15 protein-coding genes are annotated in these 18,323 nt (G+C 68.4%); 10 read left to right on the top strand and 5 right to left on the bottom strand.

Annotation, left to right across the window (positions count from 1 at the left end; all coding sequences use genetic code 11):
* Positions 1-56 precede the first annotated feature (56 nt).
* The 9 genes from CA951_RS30810 to CA951_RS30770 all read left to right on the top strand — a co-directional run bounded on the left by CA951_RS30810 (position 57) and on the right by CA951_RS30770 (position 9,987).
* Complete coding sequence (locus CA951_RS30810; protein WP_087560467.1) at positions 57-1,073, top strand: LacI family DNA-binding transcriptional regulator; 1,017 nt, start codon at positions 57-59, stop codon at positions 1,071-1,073.
* Positions 1,074-2,078, top strand: a complete 1,005-nt coding sequence (locus CA951_RS30805; protein ID WP_087560466.1) for a 2-hydroxyacid dehydrogenase — start codon at positions 1,074-1,076, stop codon at positions 2,076-2,078. It abuts the gene before it with no gap.
* Complete coding sequence (gene manD, locus CA951_RS30800; RefSeq protein ID WP_087560465.1) at positions 2,075-3,292, top strand: D-mannonate dehydratase ManD; 1,218 nt, start codon at positions 2,075-2,077, stop codon at positions 3,290-3,292. Before CA951_RS30805 ends, manD begins: the two co-directional genes overlap by 4 nt.
* 5 nt (positions 3,293-3,297) lie before the next feature.
* The gene (locus CA951_RS30795; protein WP_087560464.1) at positions 3,298-4,830 is read left to right on the top strand and encodes a mannitol dehydrogenase family protein; all 1,533 of its coding nucleotides are present in this window, start codon (positions 3,298-3,300) and stop codon (positions 4,828-4,830) included.
* Positions 4,831-4,880: 50 nt separating this feature from the next.
* Positions 4,881-6,260: an MFS transporter gene (locus CA951_RS30790; RefSeq protein WP_087560463.1), complete on the top strand. Its 1,380-nt coding sequence runs from the start codon at positions 4,881-4,883 to the stop codon at positions 6,258-6,260.
* On the top strand, positions 6,257-6,871 hold the full coding sequence (locus CA951_RS30785; protein ID WP_087560462.1) for a bifunctional 4-hydroxy-2-oxoglutarate aldolase/2-dehydro-3-deoxy-phosphogluconate aldolase: 615 nt from the start codon (positions 6,257-6,259) through the stop codon (positions 6,869-6,871). The genes CA951_RS30790 and CA951_RS30785 overlap by 4 nt, the downstream gene beginning before the upstream one ends.
* Positions 6,871-7,809: a sugar kinase gene (locus CA951_RS30780; RefSeq protein ID WP_087560461.1), complete on the top strand. Its 939-nt coding sequence runs from the start codon at positions 6,871-6,873 to the stop codon at positions 7,807-7,809. Before CA951_RS30785 ends, CA951_RS30780 begins: the two co-directional genes overlap by 1 nt.
* A gap of 35 nt (positions 7,810-7,844) precedes the next feature.
* On the top strand, positions 7,845-8,915 hold the full coding sequence (locus CA951_RS30775; protein ID WP_087560460.1) for an L-idonate 5-dehydrogenase: 1,071 nt from the start codon (positions 7,845-7,847) through the stop codon (positions 8,913-8,915).
* Between the two features lie 88 nt (positions 8,916-9,003).
* Positions 9,004-9,987, top strand: coding sequence for an MDR family oxidoreductase (locus tag CA951_RS30770; protein ID WP_143543116.1), 984 nt, complete (start codon positions 9,004-9,006; stop codon positions 9,985-9,987).
* Positions 9,988-10,019: 32 nt separating this feature from the next.
* On the opposite strand, the gene CA951_RS30765 is transcribed toward CA951_RS30770, so the two are convergent.
* The 4 genes from CA951_RS30765 to CA951_RS30750 are packed head-to-tail and all read right to left on the bottom strand — an operon-like array spanning position 10,020 to position 16,872.
* Entirely contained in the window at positions 10,020-13,241 is a 3,222-nt protein-coding gene (locus CA951_RS30765) for a carboxyl transferase domain-containing protein (protein WP_087560458.1), read from the bottom strand.
* A complete protein-coding gene (locus CA951_RS30760) occupies positions 13,238-14,947 on the bottom strand; it encodes an AMP-binding protein (protein ID WP_087560457.1) in 1,710 nt (569 codons plus the stop codon). The genes CA951_RS30765 and CA951_RS30760 overlap by 4 nt, the downstream gene beginning before the upstream one ends.
* Positions 14,948-14,980: 33 nt before the next feature.
* Positions 14,981-15,607, bottom strand: coding sequence for a TetR/AcrR family transcriptional regulator (locus CA951_RS30755; protein ID WP_072937200.1), 627 nt, complete (start codon positions 15,605-15,607; stop codon positions 14,981-14,983).
* A gap of 35 nt (positions 15,608-15,642) precedes the next feature.
* A complete protein-coding gene (locus CA951_RS30750) occupies positions 15,643-16,872 on the bottom strand; it encodes a cytochrome P450 (RefSeq protein ID WP_087560523.1) in 1,230 nt (409 codons plus the stop codon).
* Between the two features lie 248 nt (positions 16,873-17,120).
* On the opposite strand from CA951_RS30750, the gene CA951_RS30745 reads away from it, so the two are divergent.
* A complete protein-coding gene (locus CA951_RS30745; RefSeq protein ID WP_087560456.1) occupies positions 17,121-17,687 on the top strand; it encodes a TetR/AcrR family transcriptional regulator in 567 nt (188 codons plus the stop codon).
* On the opposite strand, the gene CA951_RS30740 is transcribed toward CA951_RS30745, so the two are convergent.
* Positions 17,665-18,204: a nitroreductase family deazaflavin-dependent oxidoreductase gene (locus CA951_RS30740; protein WP_373414602.1), complete on the bottom strand. Its 540-nt coding sequence runs from the start codon at positions 18,202-18,204 to the stop codon at positions 17,665-17,667. The two genes, CA951_RS30745 and CA951_RS30740, sit on opposite strands and share 23 nt — an antisense overlap.
* Positions 18,205-18,323: the final 119 nt, after the last annotated feature.

Genomic DNA, 18,323 nt, shown 5'->3' with positions numbered 1-18,323 from the left:
CAAGTCGGTGGATAGTGTGTGTCGGCAGTCACAACGAACAGCGAGGCGGTAGCACCGTGGCACCCACCTTGACCGAGGTCGCTCAACGCGCAGGGGTATCCCTGTCCACCGCATCGCGGGCGTTCAGTGCCCCGGACCGGATCGGACCGGACACTCTCGCGCGGATCATCGCGGTCGCCGACGAGATCGGCTACCGGGCGGCGTCGCCGACGCGCAACGACGCCGTGAGGCCGACGGCCACCACCGTCGCTGTCGTGGTGCCCGACATCGGGCACACGGTGTTCGCGAGTTTCGTGAAGGCGGCGCAGGCTCAGGGGTGGCACCGGCGGCAGACCGTGCTCCTCACCGACACGGACGGCAGCGCGGATCGTGAACGTGAGGTCCTCGGCGAATTGCAGGGTCGCGTCGACGCACTCGTCGTCTGCGCGCCGCGACTGCCCGCGTCCGACATCGTGCAACTCGCCGGCGACACCCCATTGGTGCTCGTCAACCGGTCCTCGCCCGAATGCGATTGCATCGTGGCGGATTCCGAGGACGGTCTCCGTCAGACCATCGACTACCTGGTCGCACTCGGGCACGAACATCTCGCCTACGTCCAGGGCTCGCCGCAGTCCTGGTCGAATCAGCGTCGCGTCGCCGCGGTCGAGGAATTCTGCAAGTCCCGCGATGTGCAGCTGAGCCTGCTCGGCTGGCAGCAGGAGACCCTTGCGGGTGGTCATGCCGCGGCCGCGAGTGTGATCGCGACCGGTGCGAGCGCCGTGATCACACACAACGATCCGATGGCGATCGGTGTGATGAACGGCGTCCGTGCAATGGGCTTTTCGGTCCCGGACGATCTGAGCGTCGTCGGCATCGACGACTCACCGCTGGCCGAGCTCGCCAACCCCGCGCTCACGAGTGTCAACGTGCCGATGGCGAGAGCCGGCGTGCTGAGTCTCGACCTGGTGCACCAGCGCGCAAGTGAACCGGATTCCGACGTGCGCGAAGTTCACCTCCCCACACAACTCGTCGTCCGTGCGTCGGCCGGACCGGCGCACGATCGGGTGTTTCGCCCCGGAAAAGAGAGCCGTTAGATGAAAATCGTTGTTGCCGACAGTAATCTGATCCCACACCGGGCGCGGTTCGATGCCGCGGTTCCCGCAGGATCGCAACTGTCCTGGCACGGCAGCTTCGACGAGGCCGCCCTGATCGAGGATCTGCGTGACGCCGACGTGTACGTCGGGGGAAAGTTCACGCCGTCGATGGCGTCGTCCGCGACCACGTTGCGCCTCGTCCACGTCGCCGGCGCCGGCACGGACAACATCTCGTTCGACGCCCTGGCTCCCGACGTGCTGGTGGCGAACACCTTCCATCACGAGAAGTCGATCGCGGAATACGCCGTGGCGGCCGCAGTGATGCTTCGGCGCGGCTTCGTCGCCCAGGACGCGGCCCTGCGGCGCGGGGTGTGGGCGACGTCGGTCTACGACGACCGTCTTACGCAGTCGAATTCACTGCAGGGTGCGCGAGTGGGTTTCGTGGGTTTCGGCCATATCGGCAACGCCGCGTGGAATCTGTTCCGGGCATTCGGCGCGACAGGAGCCGCCGTGACCGGCCGTGGCAATGTCGACGCGAGGGGTGCGGGGTTGGACTGGGCGGCCGATGTCTCCCAACTCGAGCGCCTGCTCGCCGAATCCGACGTGGTCGTGGTGTCTGCACCGCTCGACGACCGGACACGGGGAATGGTCGGCGCGGAGGAACTGCGCACGCTCGGCAGTGACGGTGTGCTGGTGAACGTGGGCCGCGGACCTCTCGTCCAGGAGCAGGCACTGTTCGACGCGCTGTCCTCGTCGACCATCGCGGCCGCGGCCATCGATGTCTGGTACGACTATCCCGGACCCGACGGTCGCGGTGCACCCAGCGCCCTCCCGTTCTCCGAACTCCCCAACATCATGATGACGCCGCATTCTTCCGGGGTCTCGCGGCAGACGTTCCTCGGCCGCGTCGACGACATCACCGACAACATCACCCGACTCGCATGCGGGGAGCAGTTGCGCAACGTCGTTGCCCCCGCCGTCGGAGCGAAAGGATCACCGGCATGACCGACAAGATCATCTCCGCGGACGTGCTTGTCTGCAGCCCCACCCGCAACTTCGTCACCCTGAAGATCACCACCGCCGACGGCGTCGTCGGTTACGGTGACGCCACACTGAACGGCCGCGAACTGTCCGTCGCATCGTATCTGCGAGACCATGTCGCTCCCTTGCTGATCGGACGGGACGCGACCCGGATCGAGGACACCTGGCAGTACCTCTACCGGGGGGTGTACTGGCGCCGCGGGCCGGTCACGATGGCCGCGATCGGCGCCGTCGACGTGGCGCTCTGGGACATCAAGGGCAAGACGCTCGGCCAGCCCGTCTACCAGTTGCTCGGCGGTGCGGTGCGTGACCGCGTCCTGTCGTACACCCACGCCACCGGGTGGGACGTGCCCGCGCTGCTCGACTCCGTCGACGCCAAGCGGGAGAGGGGCTTCCAGGCGATTCGTGTGCAGTCCGGGGTTCCCGGACTCGATTCGGTCTACGGCGTGCACAAGGGGGCGGCGGGATACGAGCCCGCGAGCCGCGGCGCACTCCCGGTCGAAGAGGTGTGGGACACGGACGCCTACCTCAATCATGTGCCCGGGGTTCTCGAGGCGGTCCGGGACCACGTCGGCCCCGACCTCAAGTTGCTGCACGACGCCCACCATCGACTCACCCCGCAGCAGGCCGCGCGGCTGGGCAAATCGCTCGAGCCCGTGAATCTGTTCTGGCTCGAGGACGTCACGCCGGCCGAGAACCAGGATGCGTTGCGTCTGGTGCGCAACCACACCACGACGCCCCTGGCGATCGGCGAGGTCTTCAACACGATCTGGGATTGCCAGCACCTGATCACCGAGCAACTGATCGACTTCATTCGCGTGGCGATCGTCCACGCCGGCGGAATCAGCCACGTCCGCAAGATATTTGCGCTCGCCGAGGTGTATCAGGTGCGAGGCGGACCACACGGACCGTCGGACGTCTCACCGATCTCCCTGGGCGCGAGCCTGCATCTCGGGCTGGCGACGCCGAACTTCGGAATCCAGGAGTACATGGGCTACGACCCGCTCGTCAGCGAGGTCTTCCCGCACGCGTGGTCGTTCGCGGACGGCCACCTCACCCCGGGTGACGTACCGGGTGTCGGAGTGGCGATGAACGAGGAACTCGCCGCGAAGTATCCCTACGAACAGGCCTACCTCCCGGTCGCCCGGCGCCGCGACGGCTCCATGACGGATTGGTGACGAGCATGACCGAACACCCACTCTCACGCCGAAACGTTCCTGCCGCGGCACTGATCCACCGGCGGGTGCCGGAAGGCACCGGGATCGTGCACCTGGGGCTCGGCAACTTCCATCGCGCCCACCAGGCCGTCTACACCGCGCTGGCAATGGAACGCGAACCCGGGCCGTGGGGGATCCTCGGTGTGGCGAGTCGGTCGAGCGCAGTCGCCGATGCGATGACCGCGCAGGACCTGCTCTACAGCGTCGTCGAGATCTCACCCGGTGGATCGCGTGTCAGTGTTCCCGGCTCCCACACCGGGACCCTGGTGGCCGAACAGGATCCGGAGTCCGTCGTCCACGCGATTGCGGATCCGGCAACGAAGATCGTGACCATCACCGTGACCGAACACGGGTACACCGTGTCGCCCGAGACCGGATCCCTCGACCTCGACTCCGACGCCGTCCGGCGTGATCTCGGCGAGGCCTCGACGCCGCGCACGACGATCGGACAGATCGCCCGCGCACTGGCCCTGCGGGCGAGCACACACGGCACCCCGATCACCATCCTCAGCTGCGACAACCTGCTGGCCAACGGGCGGCAGACCGAACGGCTCGTGCGCGAGTTCGTCGGCACCTTCAGGGCACCGCTCCGCGACGAGGTACTGACCTGGATGGATGCGTCCGTGACGTTCCCCAATTCGATGGTCGACCGCATCGTGCCCTCCAGTTCGGACCGATACAACGAGACGGCCCTGACACACCTCGGCGTGCGGGACACGATCGCCGTCCCCGCCGAACCGTTCACGATGTGGGTGATGGAGGAGAAGTTCGCCGCCGGCCGTCCCGCCTGGGAGCACGGCGGCGCGCTGTTCACCGACGACGTCGAGCCGTACGAGCTGATGAAGGTCCGGCTGCTCAACGGGACGCATTCGCTCATCGCGTACCTCGGTGCACTCGACGGGTGTGCCACCATCCCGGAGTCCGTGGCACGACCGTTCGTCGAGGACGCGGCGCGCCGCATCCTGCGCGACGAGTACCTGCCGACAGTCACCGTTCCCGAAGCGGTCGACACGGACGACTACATCCGGCAACTCTTTTCGCGTTGGTCCAATACCGCTCTGGGACACAGGACCTCGCAGGTCGGCTCCGACGGATCGGTCAAATTGGCGCAGCGTATCCCGATCCCCGCACTCGAACACCTCGGCCGCGGTGACGTCCCGCAGTTCCTTGCTCTGACCGTGGCGGCGTATCTCGCCTGCATCGCCCCGCTGCCTGGTTTCGACCCAGGCCCCCATGCACGATCCATGACCGACCCCGCTCGACCGCGCTTGGCAGGAATGGCCGACAACGCCGCTTCCATTACAGAATTCGTTCGCTCCGTCTTTGTCGACGGAGGCCTGTTTCCCAGCGTCCTCGCAACGCATACCGAGTTCGTCTCGCGGATTGCGGACTTCGTCGACATCATCGTCCGCCACGGGCCGGCTGTCGCCGCCGGTGAAGCATCCGCCCCGGTCCCGGACCTCGGCGCGATCACGCTGCAGTCCAGGGCGACCATCTGACTTTCTCACCCCCTGCCCGGAATTTCCGGGAACCACCAATGGAGGAATCCATGGACACTACACTCGACCCCACGGTGAACCCGAAGACACCCGGCCGCGCAGGCGGTACACCCCAGGCAGACCCGGCCGCGGTCCGCCGGGCGGCGTGGGCGGGACTCATCGGCACCACACTCGAGCAGTACGACTTCGTCATCTACGGCACCGCCTCGGCGCTGATCTTCAACACACTGTTCTTTCCGAACATCTCGCCCGCGGCGGGCATCCTCGCGAGCTTCAGCGCCTACGCCGTCGGGTTCCTCGCCCGACCGCTCGGCGGCCTGTTCTTCTCGCGCTACGGCGAGCGTCTCGGCCGCAAATGGGTGCTCGTCGCGACCCTGATGCTGATGGGCGGCGCAACACTGGGTATCGGTCTGCTGCCCACCTACAGTCAGATCGGACTTCTCGCACCCGCTCTCCTCGTCGCCTGCCGATTCTTCCAGGGATTCGGTGCGGGAGCCGAACAATCCGGTGGCGCAACCCTTCTGACGGAGACAGCGCAGATAGGCAGGAGAGGCAGGCTCGCCGCCCTGGTGATGACCGGGGCCGCGCTGGGCACGGCTCTCGGCGCAGTCGCGTGGATCGCCGCGCAGCTCCTGCCGGAAGAACAGCTCATGTCCTGGGGTTGGCGTCTCGTCTTCATCAGCAGTCTGCTCGTCACCATCGCGGCGTTCGTCATCCGTCGCAAATTGACCGAGAGCCCGGTGTTCCAGGAACTCAAGGAGCAGCACCAGGTTCCGAAGACACCCGTCAAGGAAATCTTCGCGAACGGCAAGAAGCCGCTGTTCATCGTCATGTTCATGACGATCGGCATCAGCGCGCAGTCGTACACCTATCAGGTCTTCATGGCGTCGTACCTCAAGAACGACGTGCACGTCGACCCCACCTTCATTCCCAAGGTGCTCCTGGTCGGGGCCATCTGCGGCGGCATCGCGGCGTACGGGTTCGGTCGTCTGTCCGATCGGGTGGGCCGCAAGCCGGTGTACCTCTCGATCGTGATCGCGCTCATCATCGTGCCTGTGCCGACCTTCCTGGCCCTGAACACCGGCTCACACCTGTTGATCACGCTGGCGATGATCGTCGGCTTCATCCTCGCCTGCCAGGGCGCGGTCGGTGTCACCATGAGCTACTTCCCGGAAATCTTCGGCTCCCGCTACCGCTACGCCGGCGTCACTCTCGGACGTGAATTCGCGTCGATCTTCGGCGGCGGAGTCGCGCCACTGATCTGCGCGGCCCTCGTCACGGCGTTTTCCGGCTCCTGGATCCCCGTCGCGGTGTACATGATCGTGATGGCCGTGACCGTTCTGATCGCCTCGACGATGGCACCGGAAACCCGCGACCGCGACCTCACGCTGGCCGCCAACGCCACCGACCGTGAGGTGACGGCGGCATGACCTCCTCCGTCATCGCAGTGCTACGCGCCGCGCACGCCGACCGGTACGCCCCGGTGGTGACCGTCCTCGCCGAGAACGGAGTTCGTGCCGTCGAGCTGACGATGAGCACACCGGGCACCCTTGACTCCTTGCACAGCATCCGGCGCGACGCACCGGACGGCGTCGAGATCGGGGTCGGGACGGTCACCACCGTCGACCAGGCGCGCGCCGCCCTCGACGTGGGTGCCGACTTCCTCGTGACACCGACCACCAACCTCGACGTCATCGCCACGGCCGTGCGTGCGGGCGTCCCGATCTACCCGGGCGGATTCACCCCGACCGAGCTGTGGAGCGGATGGAACGCGGGTGCGACCGCCGTGAAGTTGTTCCCGGCATCGGTGGTCGGCCCGGAGTACATCGCGCACCTGCGCGGTCCCTTCCCCGACATCCAGGTCGTCCCCTCGGGCGGGGTGAGCATCGAGGACGTCCCCGCGTGGATCGCCGCCGGAGCGGCGGCGGTCAGCCTCGGCGGCCCGCTGATCGGGGACGCACTCCGCGGTGGGGACCTCGGTCAGCTGGCCGAACGATGCCGGCGCCTCGCGGGCGTCGTCGCAGAACCGGCGGTCGCGTGATGACGGTACTGACGTTCGGCGAAACGATGGCACTCACCAGGGCGGTGGACACCGGTGCACTCGCCCACACCTCGACGCTGCACCTGGGAATCGGCGGGGCCGAAACGAACTTCGCGATCGCGCTACGACGGCTCGGTGTCGACGTCGCCTGGGTCGGGCGCGTCGGCCAGGACAGCCTGGGTGACCTGGTCGAGCGTGAACTCCGGGCCGAGGGAATCACAGCCGACGTCATCCGCGACCCGGACGCTCCGACCGGACTGATGGTGAAGGAGCGGCGAACCGCCACCGCCACCCGCGTCTGGTACTACCGGACCGGCAGCGCAGGGTCGCGGCTCACGATGTCGGACATCGCGGACGACCGGCTCGAGTCGGCGTCGCTGCTGCATGTCACCGGCATCACCCCGGCCTTGTCCGACAGCGCCAGGAAGACCACCCTGTACTGCGTCGAACGGGCACGCGCACTGGGCATTCCGGTGTCGTTCGATCTCAACTACCGCCGTGCGCTGTGGTCGCCGGAAGAAGCGGGTCCCGTCTTCCGTGAGCTGATAGCGTTGTCGGACATCGTCTTCGCCGGTGAGGACGAAGCGGCGATCGCGGTGGGCGACGGCGCACCCACAGAACTCGTCGCGCGTCTCCGCGACCTGGGTCCCCGCGAAATCATCCTGAAACTGGGAGACCAGGGGTGCCTGGCGATCGTCGACGGCGAGACGTACTCCCTGCCGGCGGTGCCGGTGAACGTCGTCGACTCCGTCGGGGCCGGAGACGGTTTCGTCGCTGGATACATCGCGGACCGCCTCGCGGGGGAGTCACCCGGCGACCGTTTGAAGACCGCTGTGACCGTGGGAGCCTTCGCGTGCACCGTGTCCGGCGACTGGGAGGGCATGCCGCGCAGGGAGGAACTCGGACTCCTCACCACCGCGGAACCCGTCACCAGATGACAAGCTCCCACCTCCGACAGAACTGGACTTCACCGATGAACACCACCGAGACCACCGGCACGGACACCGTCGAGGTTCCGACGCACGCGCAGGCGGTCGTTGCCCACGGCGCGAACGACCTGCGCGTCGAGGACGTGCCGATCGCCGAACCGAAACGGGACGAAGCGGTGATCCGCATCGCCTACGGCGGAATCTGCGGATCCGACCTCCACTACTGGCAGCACGGCGCCGCAGGCGAGTCGATCCTCCGCGCACCGATGCGGCTCGGGCACGAGGCGTCGGGCACGGTGCTGGTCGGCGCGACGGACGGCAGCGGTCCCCGTCCCGGCACCCCCGTCGCCATCCACCCCGCGACACCCGGCGGCGACAGTGCGACGTATCCCGCCGACCGCCCCAACATTTCCCCCGGGTGCACGTACCTGGGCAGTGCGGCGCACTTTCCGCACGCGGACGGGTTGTTCGTCAGCCACGTCGCCGTCCCCACCCGCATGCTGCGGGTCCTTCCAGACAGCCTCGATCTGCGGCTCGCCTCATTGGCCGAGCCGGCGAGCGTGGCGTGGCACGCGGTCGCGCGGGCCGGGGACGTGACGGGCCGGTCGGTCCTGGTCATCGGCGCCGGGCCGATCGGCGCGCTCGTGGTGGCGGTACTGAAGCGAGCCGGCGCCGGGAAGATCACGGCGGTGGACATGCACGAGTACCCGCTGAAGATCGCGCGCGACGTGGGCGCGGACGTGACCCTGACGGCCACCGACACCGACGCGGTCGCGGCGGTCGGAGCAGACGTCACCATCGAATGCTCGGGCAACCACCGCGGCCTGTCGTCGGCGATCCACGGAACCGCGCGCGGCGGCCGGGTCGTGATGGTCGGACTGCTTCCTTCCGGTGACCAGCCGGTACCCGTCTCGATCGCGATCACCCGGGAACTGGACCTGGTCGGTTCGTTCCGGTTCAACGACGAGATCGACGAGGTCGTAGCCGCTCTCGCCGACGGCTCGCTGGCAGTCGATCCGATCATCACGGTCGAGTACGACGTGGCCGACGCGCTCACCGCGTTCGCGTCGGCCAGGGACGCGTCGTCGTCGAGCAAGGTTCTCCTCCGGTTCTGATCCCGGGATCCTCGCCCCGGCATCGTCGACGCGGCGCAGTTGTCGCATGATGGACTCGACGCACCCCCGAGGTCAGGAGAGCAAGCTGATGAAGGAATTCACCGCCTGGATCGCTCGCGAGAACGAGGGCGCCATCGGCCTCTCCGAGGAGACGGTCGACGAATCGTTCCTGCCGCAGGGCGAGGTCACGATCCAGGTCGAGTACTCCAGCGTGAACTTCAAGGATGCTCTGGCGCTCACGCCGAAGGGCGGAGTGGTGCGCGAATACCCCATCGTGCCCGGCATCGACATCGCGGGTACGGTCGCCGAGTCGCAGTCGCCGGAGTTCGCGGTCGGTGACAAGGTCGTCGCCCACGGCTACGACATCGGCACCGCCCGGCACGGCGGGTACGCGCAGTTCGCCCGCGTCCCGGCAGACTGGGTGGTGAAACTCGACGGCATGTCCACCCGCACCGCCGCCGCGATCGGGACCGCCGGTTTCACGGCCGCGATGAGCGTGGAGGCACTGCAGTCCCGCGGCGTCGAGCCGGGCAACGGCCCGGTGCTGGTGACCGGGGCGAGCGGCGGCGTCGGCACCGTCGCCGTCGACCTGCTGTCCGCGGCCGGTTTCGAGGTGGTCGCGTCGAGCGGAAAGCCGGAGAAGGCGGAACTGCTCACCCAGCTGGGCGCGAGCAAGGTGATCGGACGCCTCCCCGAACCCGACACGAAACCGCGACCCCTCGGCAAGGCCCAGTGGGCCGCCGCGGTCGACTGCGTCGGCGGCGCCACCCTCGCCCACGTGCTCAGCACCATCGAATACGGCGGAGCCGTCGCGGCGAGCGGACTGACCGGCGGACCGAAGCTGGAGACCACGGTCCTGCCGTTCATCCTGCGCGGCGTCAGCCTGCTCGGCATCGACTCGGTGCAGTACCCGATCGACCAGCGGCGCCGACTGTGGGGCCGTCTCGCGTCCGACCTCGCACCCAGCCGCCTCGAGTCGATCACCCACGAGGTCCCGATCGCCGACGTCGTGTCTGTGATCGACCAGGTGCGGGCGGGCACGTGGTCGGGTCGTGCGCTGACGCGCCTGTGAGTACTTATTAACGTGCGGCGGTTAATAAGTACTCACGGGCGGCGGAGCCGCACGATCCAGGCGCGGGTATCGGCCGGGTCGATCACATCGTCGAGTTCGAAGATCGTCGCCGCGTTGAGTGCCTTCCCGTGCTGGTAGGCGGCGTCGACGAGTTGCGTGAACGCCGCATCCCGCGCGGCCGGGTCGTCGAGCGCCTCGAGTTCCTTCCGGAACCCGAGGCGCACCGCGCCTTCGAGGCCCATGGCGCCGATCTCGCCGGTCGGCCACGCGACCGTGAACTCGGACGCGTGGAAGGAGCCGCCCGCCATGGCCATCGCCCCGAGGCCGTAGCCCTTGCGCAGGATGACCGTTCCGTACGGCACGGTCATCTGCGCGCCGGTGATGAACAGCTTGCCGAACCTGCGGACCGTGGCCTCCTTCTCCGAGTCGGGGCCGACCATGAATCCCGGTGTGTCACACAGTGAGACCACCGGCAGGCCGAACGATTCGCACAGTTCCAGGAAGTGGGCCATCTTGTCGGCCGCGACCGCGTCGATCGCACCGCCGAGGTGGTGGCTGCTGTTCGCGACCAACCCGTACGGCGCCCCCTCGACCCGGATCAGCGCGGTGACGATGCCGACGCCGTGGTCGCGGCGTAGCTCGAGGACCGAGCCGACGTCGGCGATCGCGTCCACGGCACTGCGAACGTCGTAGGCGCGCAACCGGTTCTCCGGGACAACGTGACGGGCCAGCCGCTCGTCGGGCGCTTCCCAATCGGTGAGCACCCCCTGGAAGTACGACAGGTACGTCTTCGCCAATTCGACGGCATGCGCCTCGTCCCGGGCGAGCAGATCGATCACACCGTTGCGCCGCTGCACGTCGACCGGACCGATGTCTTCCGGCCGGTACACACCCAGCCCGCCGCCCTCGACCATCGCCGGGCCGCCCATGCCGATGTTCGCGTCGGGGGTGGCGATCAGGACGTCGCAGACCCCGGCCAGGGCGGCGTTGCCCGCGAAGCAGCGGCCGGACACGACCGACACCAGCGGCACCTTCCCGTTCAGTGCCGCCAGCGACCGGAAGGTGTTCAGGTCCAGGCCCGCGGCGGGCCCGGCGTCGGTGTCGCCGGGGCGTCCGCCGCCGCCCTCGGCGAACAGGACGACCGGAACCTGTTTGCGCCCCGCGAGTTCGATCACCCGGTCCGTCTTGGCGTGGTTCCGCATGCCCTGGGTCCCGGCGAGCACCGTGTAGTCGTACGACAGCACCACCGCCTGCGAATTCTGCGGACCGAACACGTCCCCGTTGATCGCGGCGAGGCCGGCGATGAGGCCGTCGGCTGGGGTGTTCTCGATCAGGTCCTGTTCGGAGCGGCGGCTGCGTTGCGCGGCGAGAACGAGGGGTCCGTATTCGACGAAGCTGCCGGGGTCGACCAGGTCCTCGATGTTGGCGCGGGCGCTGCGTCTCCCGAGCTTCGCCCACTTCGCGATCGCGGCGGGCCGGGCGGCGTCGAGGGTGTAGTCGTGGCGCTGCCGGATCTCCGCCAGATCGGCACGCTCACGATCGAGATCGACCCCGCTGTCGGCCACGTCGCCAGCCTCCGACCCGGTGCGGCGGATCAAGACCAGTGGGTCGCCGGCGTTGACGGTCTGCCCGGGCGACACCAGATTCCGCTCGACCACCGCGCCCGCGGGAGCGGCGATCACGTGCTGCATCTTCATGGCCTCGAGCACCACGAGTTGCGCACCCGACGTCACGGCGGCCCCCTCGGTGGCCGACTCCACGACCGTCCCGGCCATGTGTGCACGCAGGACGTCCTCGCCGGCCCGCAACTCGAGCGTGTCCGACGCGACCTCCGCCGGATGGTGCACGTGTGCGGCGTCGACGAGGGCACCCATCCGCTCGGCGAGGTAGTCGGTGCCCACGACGCCGTCGGCGAAGCCGGGATCCGTGAGAATCGCCCGCAGAAAGCCGATGTTGGTGGGGACGCCGTCGACGACGAACTCGGCGAGCGCTGCATCGGCCTTGCGCGCCGCGGCCGCGAACGACTGCCCGCGCGCATGAACGATCACCTTCGCGAGGAGCGAGTCGTACCGCGGGCTCGGCGAGAGCCCTGGGCGCCCGTAGGTGTCCACGCGCACCCCCGGCCCCGTCGGTGGGGAGAAGACGGACAGCGTGCCCGCAGCGGGAACGGACTGACCGTCGGCGCGCATCGTCTCCATGTTCACCCGGGACTGGACGGCGATTCCACGCGCGAGCGCGGGTGTGCCCGACGTGTCGAGCCCGACGGCGCCGACCCCGTCTGGCAGCGCCAACTCTCCGAAATCGGCTCCCCGCGCGATGTCGATCTGCACGGCGACGAAGTCGATCCCCGTCACCTCTTCGGTGACCGTGTGTTCCACCTGGATTCGCGGATTGACCTCCAGAAACACGAATCCGTTCGGGGAGACCAGGAATTCGACGGTGGCCAGTCCCCGGTAGCCGACACTGGCACACAGCCGCGCCGCGGCCTCGTGGAGTTCGCTGCGCAGTCCGGGATCGAGCCCCTGCGCGGGTGCGATCTCGACGAGTTTCTGGTGGCGACGCTGCACGCTGCAGTCGCGGTCGCCGACGGCGAGTGCCCGCGTCACGCCGGCCTGCGGTGCGGCCACCACCTGCACCTCGATGTGCCGGGCGCCCTCGAGCAGCGCCTCGGCGAACACCGCGGGATTGCCGAACCCGAGTTCCGCCTCCGCCGCGCACGCCCGGTACGCCTCGTCGATCCGGTCCGCGCTGCGGACGGCACGGATGCCGCGGCCACCGCCACCCGCGAGTGCCTTGATCATGATGCCGCGCGGCTGCTCCGCGAAGAACGCGCGGACGCCGTCCAGGTCGGTGGGGCCGTGCGTCGCGGCGAGCACCGGAACCTTCGCGGCGACGGCGGCCTCGCGTGCCGACGACTTGTCGCCGAAGATGTCGAGCACCTCCGGGCTCGGACCCACGAACGTGAATCCGGCGGCGGCGCAGGCGCGGGCGAAATCGGCGTTCTCGCTGAGGAACCCGTAACCGGGATGCACCGCCGTCGCACCGAACTCGGCGGCCGCGTCGAGGAGGGCACGAGCGTCGAGGTACGCGGACGGTCCGGAGCCGCGGAGCGCGACAGCCTCGGTCGCCGCGCGCACGTGGGGACTGTCCGCGTCGTCCTCCGCGTAGACGGCGACGGTGTCGACCGACATCTCCTCCGCCGAGCGGATGATGCGCAGCGCGATCTCGCCGCGATTGGCGACCAGCAGGGTCACTTGTACTCCTCGGCCAGGGCGAACAGGTCGGCCTTGCGGACCTTCCCCGTCGCCGTCATGGGTAGTGCGTCGAGCACCTCGACGGTGGGCACCTTGTAGGTGGCCATGTTCCGGGCGGCCCACTCCCGCAGTTCCTCACCCGACACCTGACGGTCGGGCAGGAGCTGGACGAACGCGAACGGCACCTGCCCCTTGCCCGGATCGGGCTTCGGGACCACCGCGGCCGATTGAATCGCCGGATGCAGCATGAGCAGCGCCTCCACCTCCGAGGGGAACACGCTCATCCCGTTGGTCTTGATCATTTCCTTGTTGCGGGCCAGATAGTGCAGTGCGCCTTTCCCGTTCAGCTTGCCGACGTCACCGGTGTGGAGCCATCCGCCGCGAAGTGCGTCGGCGGTGGCGTCGGGTTTTCCGTAGTAGCCGGTGAGCAGCGACGGACTGCGGACGATGATCTGCCCGGGCTGCCCCACCGGCACCGGAGCCCCGGCCTCGTCGACGACCAGCACGTCGGTGCCCGGAACCGGCAGCCCGCAGAAGACGGGTTCGCTGAGCAGATCCTCGTCGTCGGTCTGGAAGCCGAGCGTGATGGTGTCGGCGGTGTGCGTCTCCGTCATGCCGTAACTGGCTTCCCGGAGCACGTGCCCGGTCGCGTCGCGCCATCGGCCGCGGATCTCGGGGTCGAGTTTGAGCACGAACGACACGGCCATCGCGTTGCCGAGGGTGGAAAAATCCCGGTCGGCGAAACCCGGCAGATCCATCAGTTCGACGTAGTTGTCGACGGTGCCGACCATCGACGTCACACCGCGGCGCTCGACGAGGGTCGCCGCGGCTTCCGGGTCCCATCGGGTGAGCAGGACGACGGTGCCGCCGTTGATCAGCGGATAGAGGATGCCGAAGTCCTCCCCGGCGATCCAGAAGACGGGCAGGAACCCGAGGACGACCGGGGGAGCCTCGCCCACCTGCCTGCCCCCGGCCAGTGTCGCGGTGGCGGCGGTGTACACCATGTGCGCCTGAGTGTGGTTGCAGCCCTTCGGCATCCCGGTGGTGCCGCCGGTGTAGTTCAGTGCCGCAAGCGCGTCGGGATCCATCGGGATCGGATCGGCGCGAGGTGATTCCATGATCCCCGCCCAGTCGGTGGGCCCGGACGCGGTGGGGAACGGCGGTGTGACGCCGGGTTCGGCGGGCAGCAGGTCCGACAGGGCCGTGACCGCGACGTGCCGCAGCGCCGACTCGCCGCGCACGGATTCGACCATGCCCGCGAACGAATCCTGGGTCAGCAGAATCTCCACGCCGGCGTCACCGAGTTCGTACGCGAGTTCGTGCTCACGGAACAGCGGGTTGATCGGGACGTGGACCGCGCCGATTTTCAGGATCCCCAGCATCGCGATGTGGAATTGAGGGCAGTTGGCCAGGTGGACGCCGACGCGGTCGCCTGCCGTCGCGCCCCGCTGCAGCAGCCAGCCGGCGAAGCGGTCCGACAGTTCGTCGAGTTCGGCATACGTGATGTCGCGGCCGTAGAAGTCGATCGCGACGGTGTGCGGCCGCTGCGTTGCCCAGTGCCGCAGATAGTCGATCACGGTGCGGCCCTCGATCGGGTACTCGACGGACCGCGGTACCTCCGGTGGCCACGCGGCGTCCTGGAGTTCGCGTATCTCGGCGAGGGCCGATTCCAGTGCCGTGGGGTCACTCGAAGGCGAAGTGGGCATGCCGAACTCCCGATTCTGTGCGGATTGTCCTTGCTAGGCGAAGCCGATGAGCCTCTCGGAGATGGCGGTCAGGTCGGCGGTGTACCGGCGCTGTTCCCGGGCACTCGCGTCGACCAACCGGGCCGCGCCCGCGAGTTGGGCGTCGGCGAGGGTCTGCGCGATGCGGGCGGGTGGTGCGCACGGCGTGACGTCGCAGGTGGCGTTGATGCGCTCGATGAACCGGGTGTAGCGGCGGATGAGACGCGTCTGCACGGTGGTCCAGCTTCGACCGACCTCGGGGTCGAGCCCGGCGCGGTGCCTGATCAATTCGAGGACTCGTCCGTTGGTGTAGACGGCCTCGACGAAGGCTTTCGTGGTGGTGCGCAGCACCTCTCGCAAGTCCTCGCTCGCCGGTCCCTCGACGTGCTGCGATTCGAGGAACTCCTCGCAGACGTCGGCGGCGACGGCATGGAACACCTCGTCCTTCGAGGAGAAGTACGCGTAGAACGTCGCCCGCGACACTTCCGCCCGGGTGGTGATCACCTCGACGGTGGTCCGGTCGTACCCGAGTTCGGCGAAGCAGGCGCTCGCGGCGCGGAGGAGTTCGCGGCGGCGGGGACCGTCGTTGTCCTTACGCGCCGACCGCGCCCGCTCCTGAGCCTCGCTTGTGGTCACGGTCACAGTATGGATTGATGTTGACGTCAATGTCAATCACGTCAATGGGGCACCCCGATTCGCAGCGGGAGTGCGCTGTGGCGGCGCACGAGGAGGCTGGGAAGCCAGCGCGTCTCGGCGTCGTCGGCGAGGGAGAAGTGGTTGGTGCGCGCGAGCAGTGTGGTGGTGGCGGCGAGTGCCTCCATGCGGGCGAGCGCCGATCCGACGCAGAAGTGGACACCCTTGCCGAACGCGAGATGGGAGCGGATGTGCGGCCGGTCGAGCACGATCTCGTCCGGCCTGTCAAACGCGGCCGGATCCCGGTTGGCCGCGCCCCACAGCAGGAGCAGGTGGCTACCCGCGGGCAGGTCGACGCCGCCGAGGGTGGTGTCGGCGACCACGTGCCGGTGATGCCCGCGGAACGGGGATTCGAGTCGCAGCGCCTCGTCGAGGAACGCGTCGACGAGCGCGGGTTCCTGCCGGAGCCGGGTCTGCACTCCGGGATGGGTGGCCAGGAGGCGGGCGGCATTCGCGATCAGGCCCGCGGTCGATTCGCCGCCGGCACCAACGAGCTGGAGCAGGACGAGCGTCGCCACGTCCTCGGACAGCTCCCCGGCATCGCAGGCGTGTGCGAGTACGCCCAGGAGATCCTCCGACGGTTGCGACCGTGCCCGCGCGAGTTCGGCCCGCAGGTACGCGGCCAGTTCGGTCACGGAGACCACCAGCCGGCCGAGGCGACCCCCGTCGACGATCCCGCCCAGCATCTCCGTACTGTCGTACGCCCAGGCGAGCAGCCGCGGAACGTCCTGCTCGGGCAGCCCGATGAGGTGCGCCACCATCGTCAGTGGCAGGCGGTCCGCCATCTCGGCGGCCCAGTCGATCCGCCCGTCCCGTAGCCCCTCGTCCCACAGGGTGTCGACGAGCGACTGCACGGTGGGCGTGAGCGCGCGGATCCGGCGACCGAGCGTGGGCAGCACGAGTCTGCGATGGTGCAGGTGCGTCGGCTCGTCGGCGGTGGCCAGCACGTGAATCGCCTGACCGCCGCCGTCCATGTCGAACGTCGTGGGCGGTCCCGACGGTTGCTGCACCAGCACACCGGTGAGGTGCGAGGAGAAGTCGTCGGTGCGGCTCGCCGCCTCGGTCACGAGGTCCCACGTGGACACCAGGAAGAAGTCGGTGCCCGCGACGCGATGGACGGGGGAGTGCTCGCGGAGAATCCGGTACAGCTCGTTCGGGTCGTCGAGGTGGGCCGGGTCGAAGATGTCGATTTCGTGGGTCGGCGAGTGGGCCATCGAGGACTCCTTGTCGGCGAGAACTTGTTGCACATCACCACAGTTCGCGTCGGAGTCCAGTGCTGTCAAGGGTGGCCGACAACGTGAGATTCTGCTGATCAACGCGCTGTTCGCGCGGTGTCTCAGTGCGCGAGGATGCGGGTTCGTCGTTGCTGATCACGACCCCGCAATCGAGGAACGTGTTCTAGAATTGACAGAGTAACCGTCTCGCGGTGAGACAAAATAACGAGTACGTTTCTGGAGGTGCCGTGGACACGGAGCAGGCGGACTGGTTGACCGGAGGCAGTCGGCGGGTGCTCGCGGTCGAGAGGATTCACGCCGCCGCTGCCGACCTCATGCGCGAACACGGCATCGACGGGGTGAGCGTGGACGAGGTCGCGGCGCGCGCCGGGTGCTCACGCGCCACGCTCTACCGGTACGCCGGGGGCAAGCGCACGCTCGTCGCGGCCGTGATGTCCCGCGCCGCCGATGCCGTGGCCGACCACGTCGAGCGGGCGCTGGAACCGTTCGCGGACTCGGAACGGATCGTGGAGGCTATCCTCGCCTCGCTGGTGGCGATCCGTGCGGAGCCGGCCCTGGTGCGGTGGTTCACCGGGGCGCATCCGAGGAGCACGGACGAGTACCTGGCCCGCGCACCCGAACTCGGCCGGGTGGCGATCTCGCTCACCCGCATCGCGCCCGACGAGGAGGCAGCGGGATGGATCGTGCGCGTCGTCCTGGCCCTGTTGACGTGGCCGCTGCCCGACGCGGCCGCCGAGCGTCGCACCATCGAACGCTTCGTGGAGCCGATCTTCAGGATTCGCGCGTCGTCGTAGCCGATCGGGTGGGCTCGAGCACGAAGAGCCGGAACTCGCGTCCACCGGACCGCCGGTGCTCCATGCGATAGCCGGGCCAGTAGTCGACGACGAATTTCCACAGGTTTTCGCGTTCTTCGCCGGTGACCATGCGGACGCGCATCCGGGACTCCCGTGCCCCGACCTTGACGAGCGCTTCGTCCGCGGCACGCAGATTCGCCGACCACGCGGGGTGCTCGGGGCGGCCCCAGTTGGAACCGGTGACGATGTATCCGTCGCCGTATGGAATGCACAGCAGCGCCGTCGTCCGCGGGGTACCGCTCTTGCGTCCCGGGACCGTGACCTGCAGGGACTGCAGGCCGGCGATGCCGATGAGACTCACGCGGTTCCCGGTCCACGCGCGCAGGTGCGACTCGAGCCAGATGATGACCGGTGCCATCCGCATCACCCATTCCTGGGTGCCCAGCCACCGCGCGAGGACGCGGAGCGGGTTGCGGAGCGCGCGCGATCGGTCAGGGGGTGTGGGGACGGCGTTCATAGTGGCCATCTTCCCTCAGGTGGCCGGTTCGGGCCGATCGCGATGAGTTTTGCGCATGCCGCGGGTCTAATGGTCAGGTCCCACCGAAAGGATCTCGATTTCACGCCTTGACCCGAACA

The sequence above is a fragment of the Rhodococcus sp. NCIMB 12038 genome (genome assembly GCF_002165735.1).
In the GTDB taxonomy this organism is placed as follows: Bacteria; Actinomycetota; Actinomycetes; order Mycobacteriales; family Mycobacteriaceae; genus Rhodococcus_F.
Note: the sequence above shows the minus strand (reverse complement) of the source record. Positions and strands in the feature narration are given on the sequence as shown.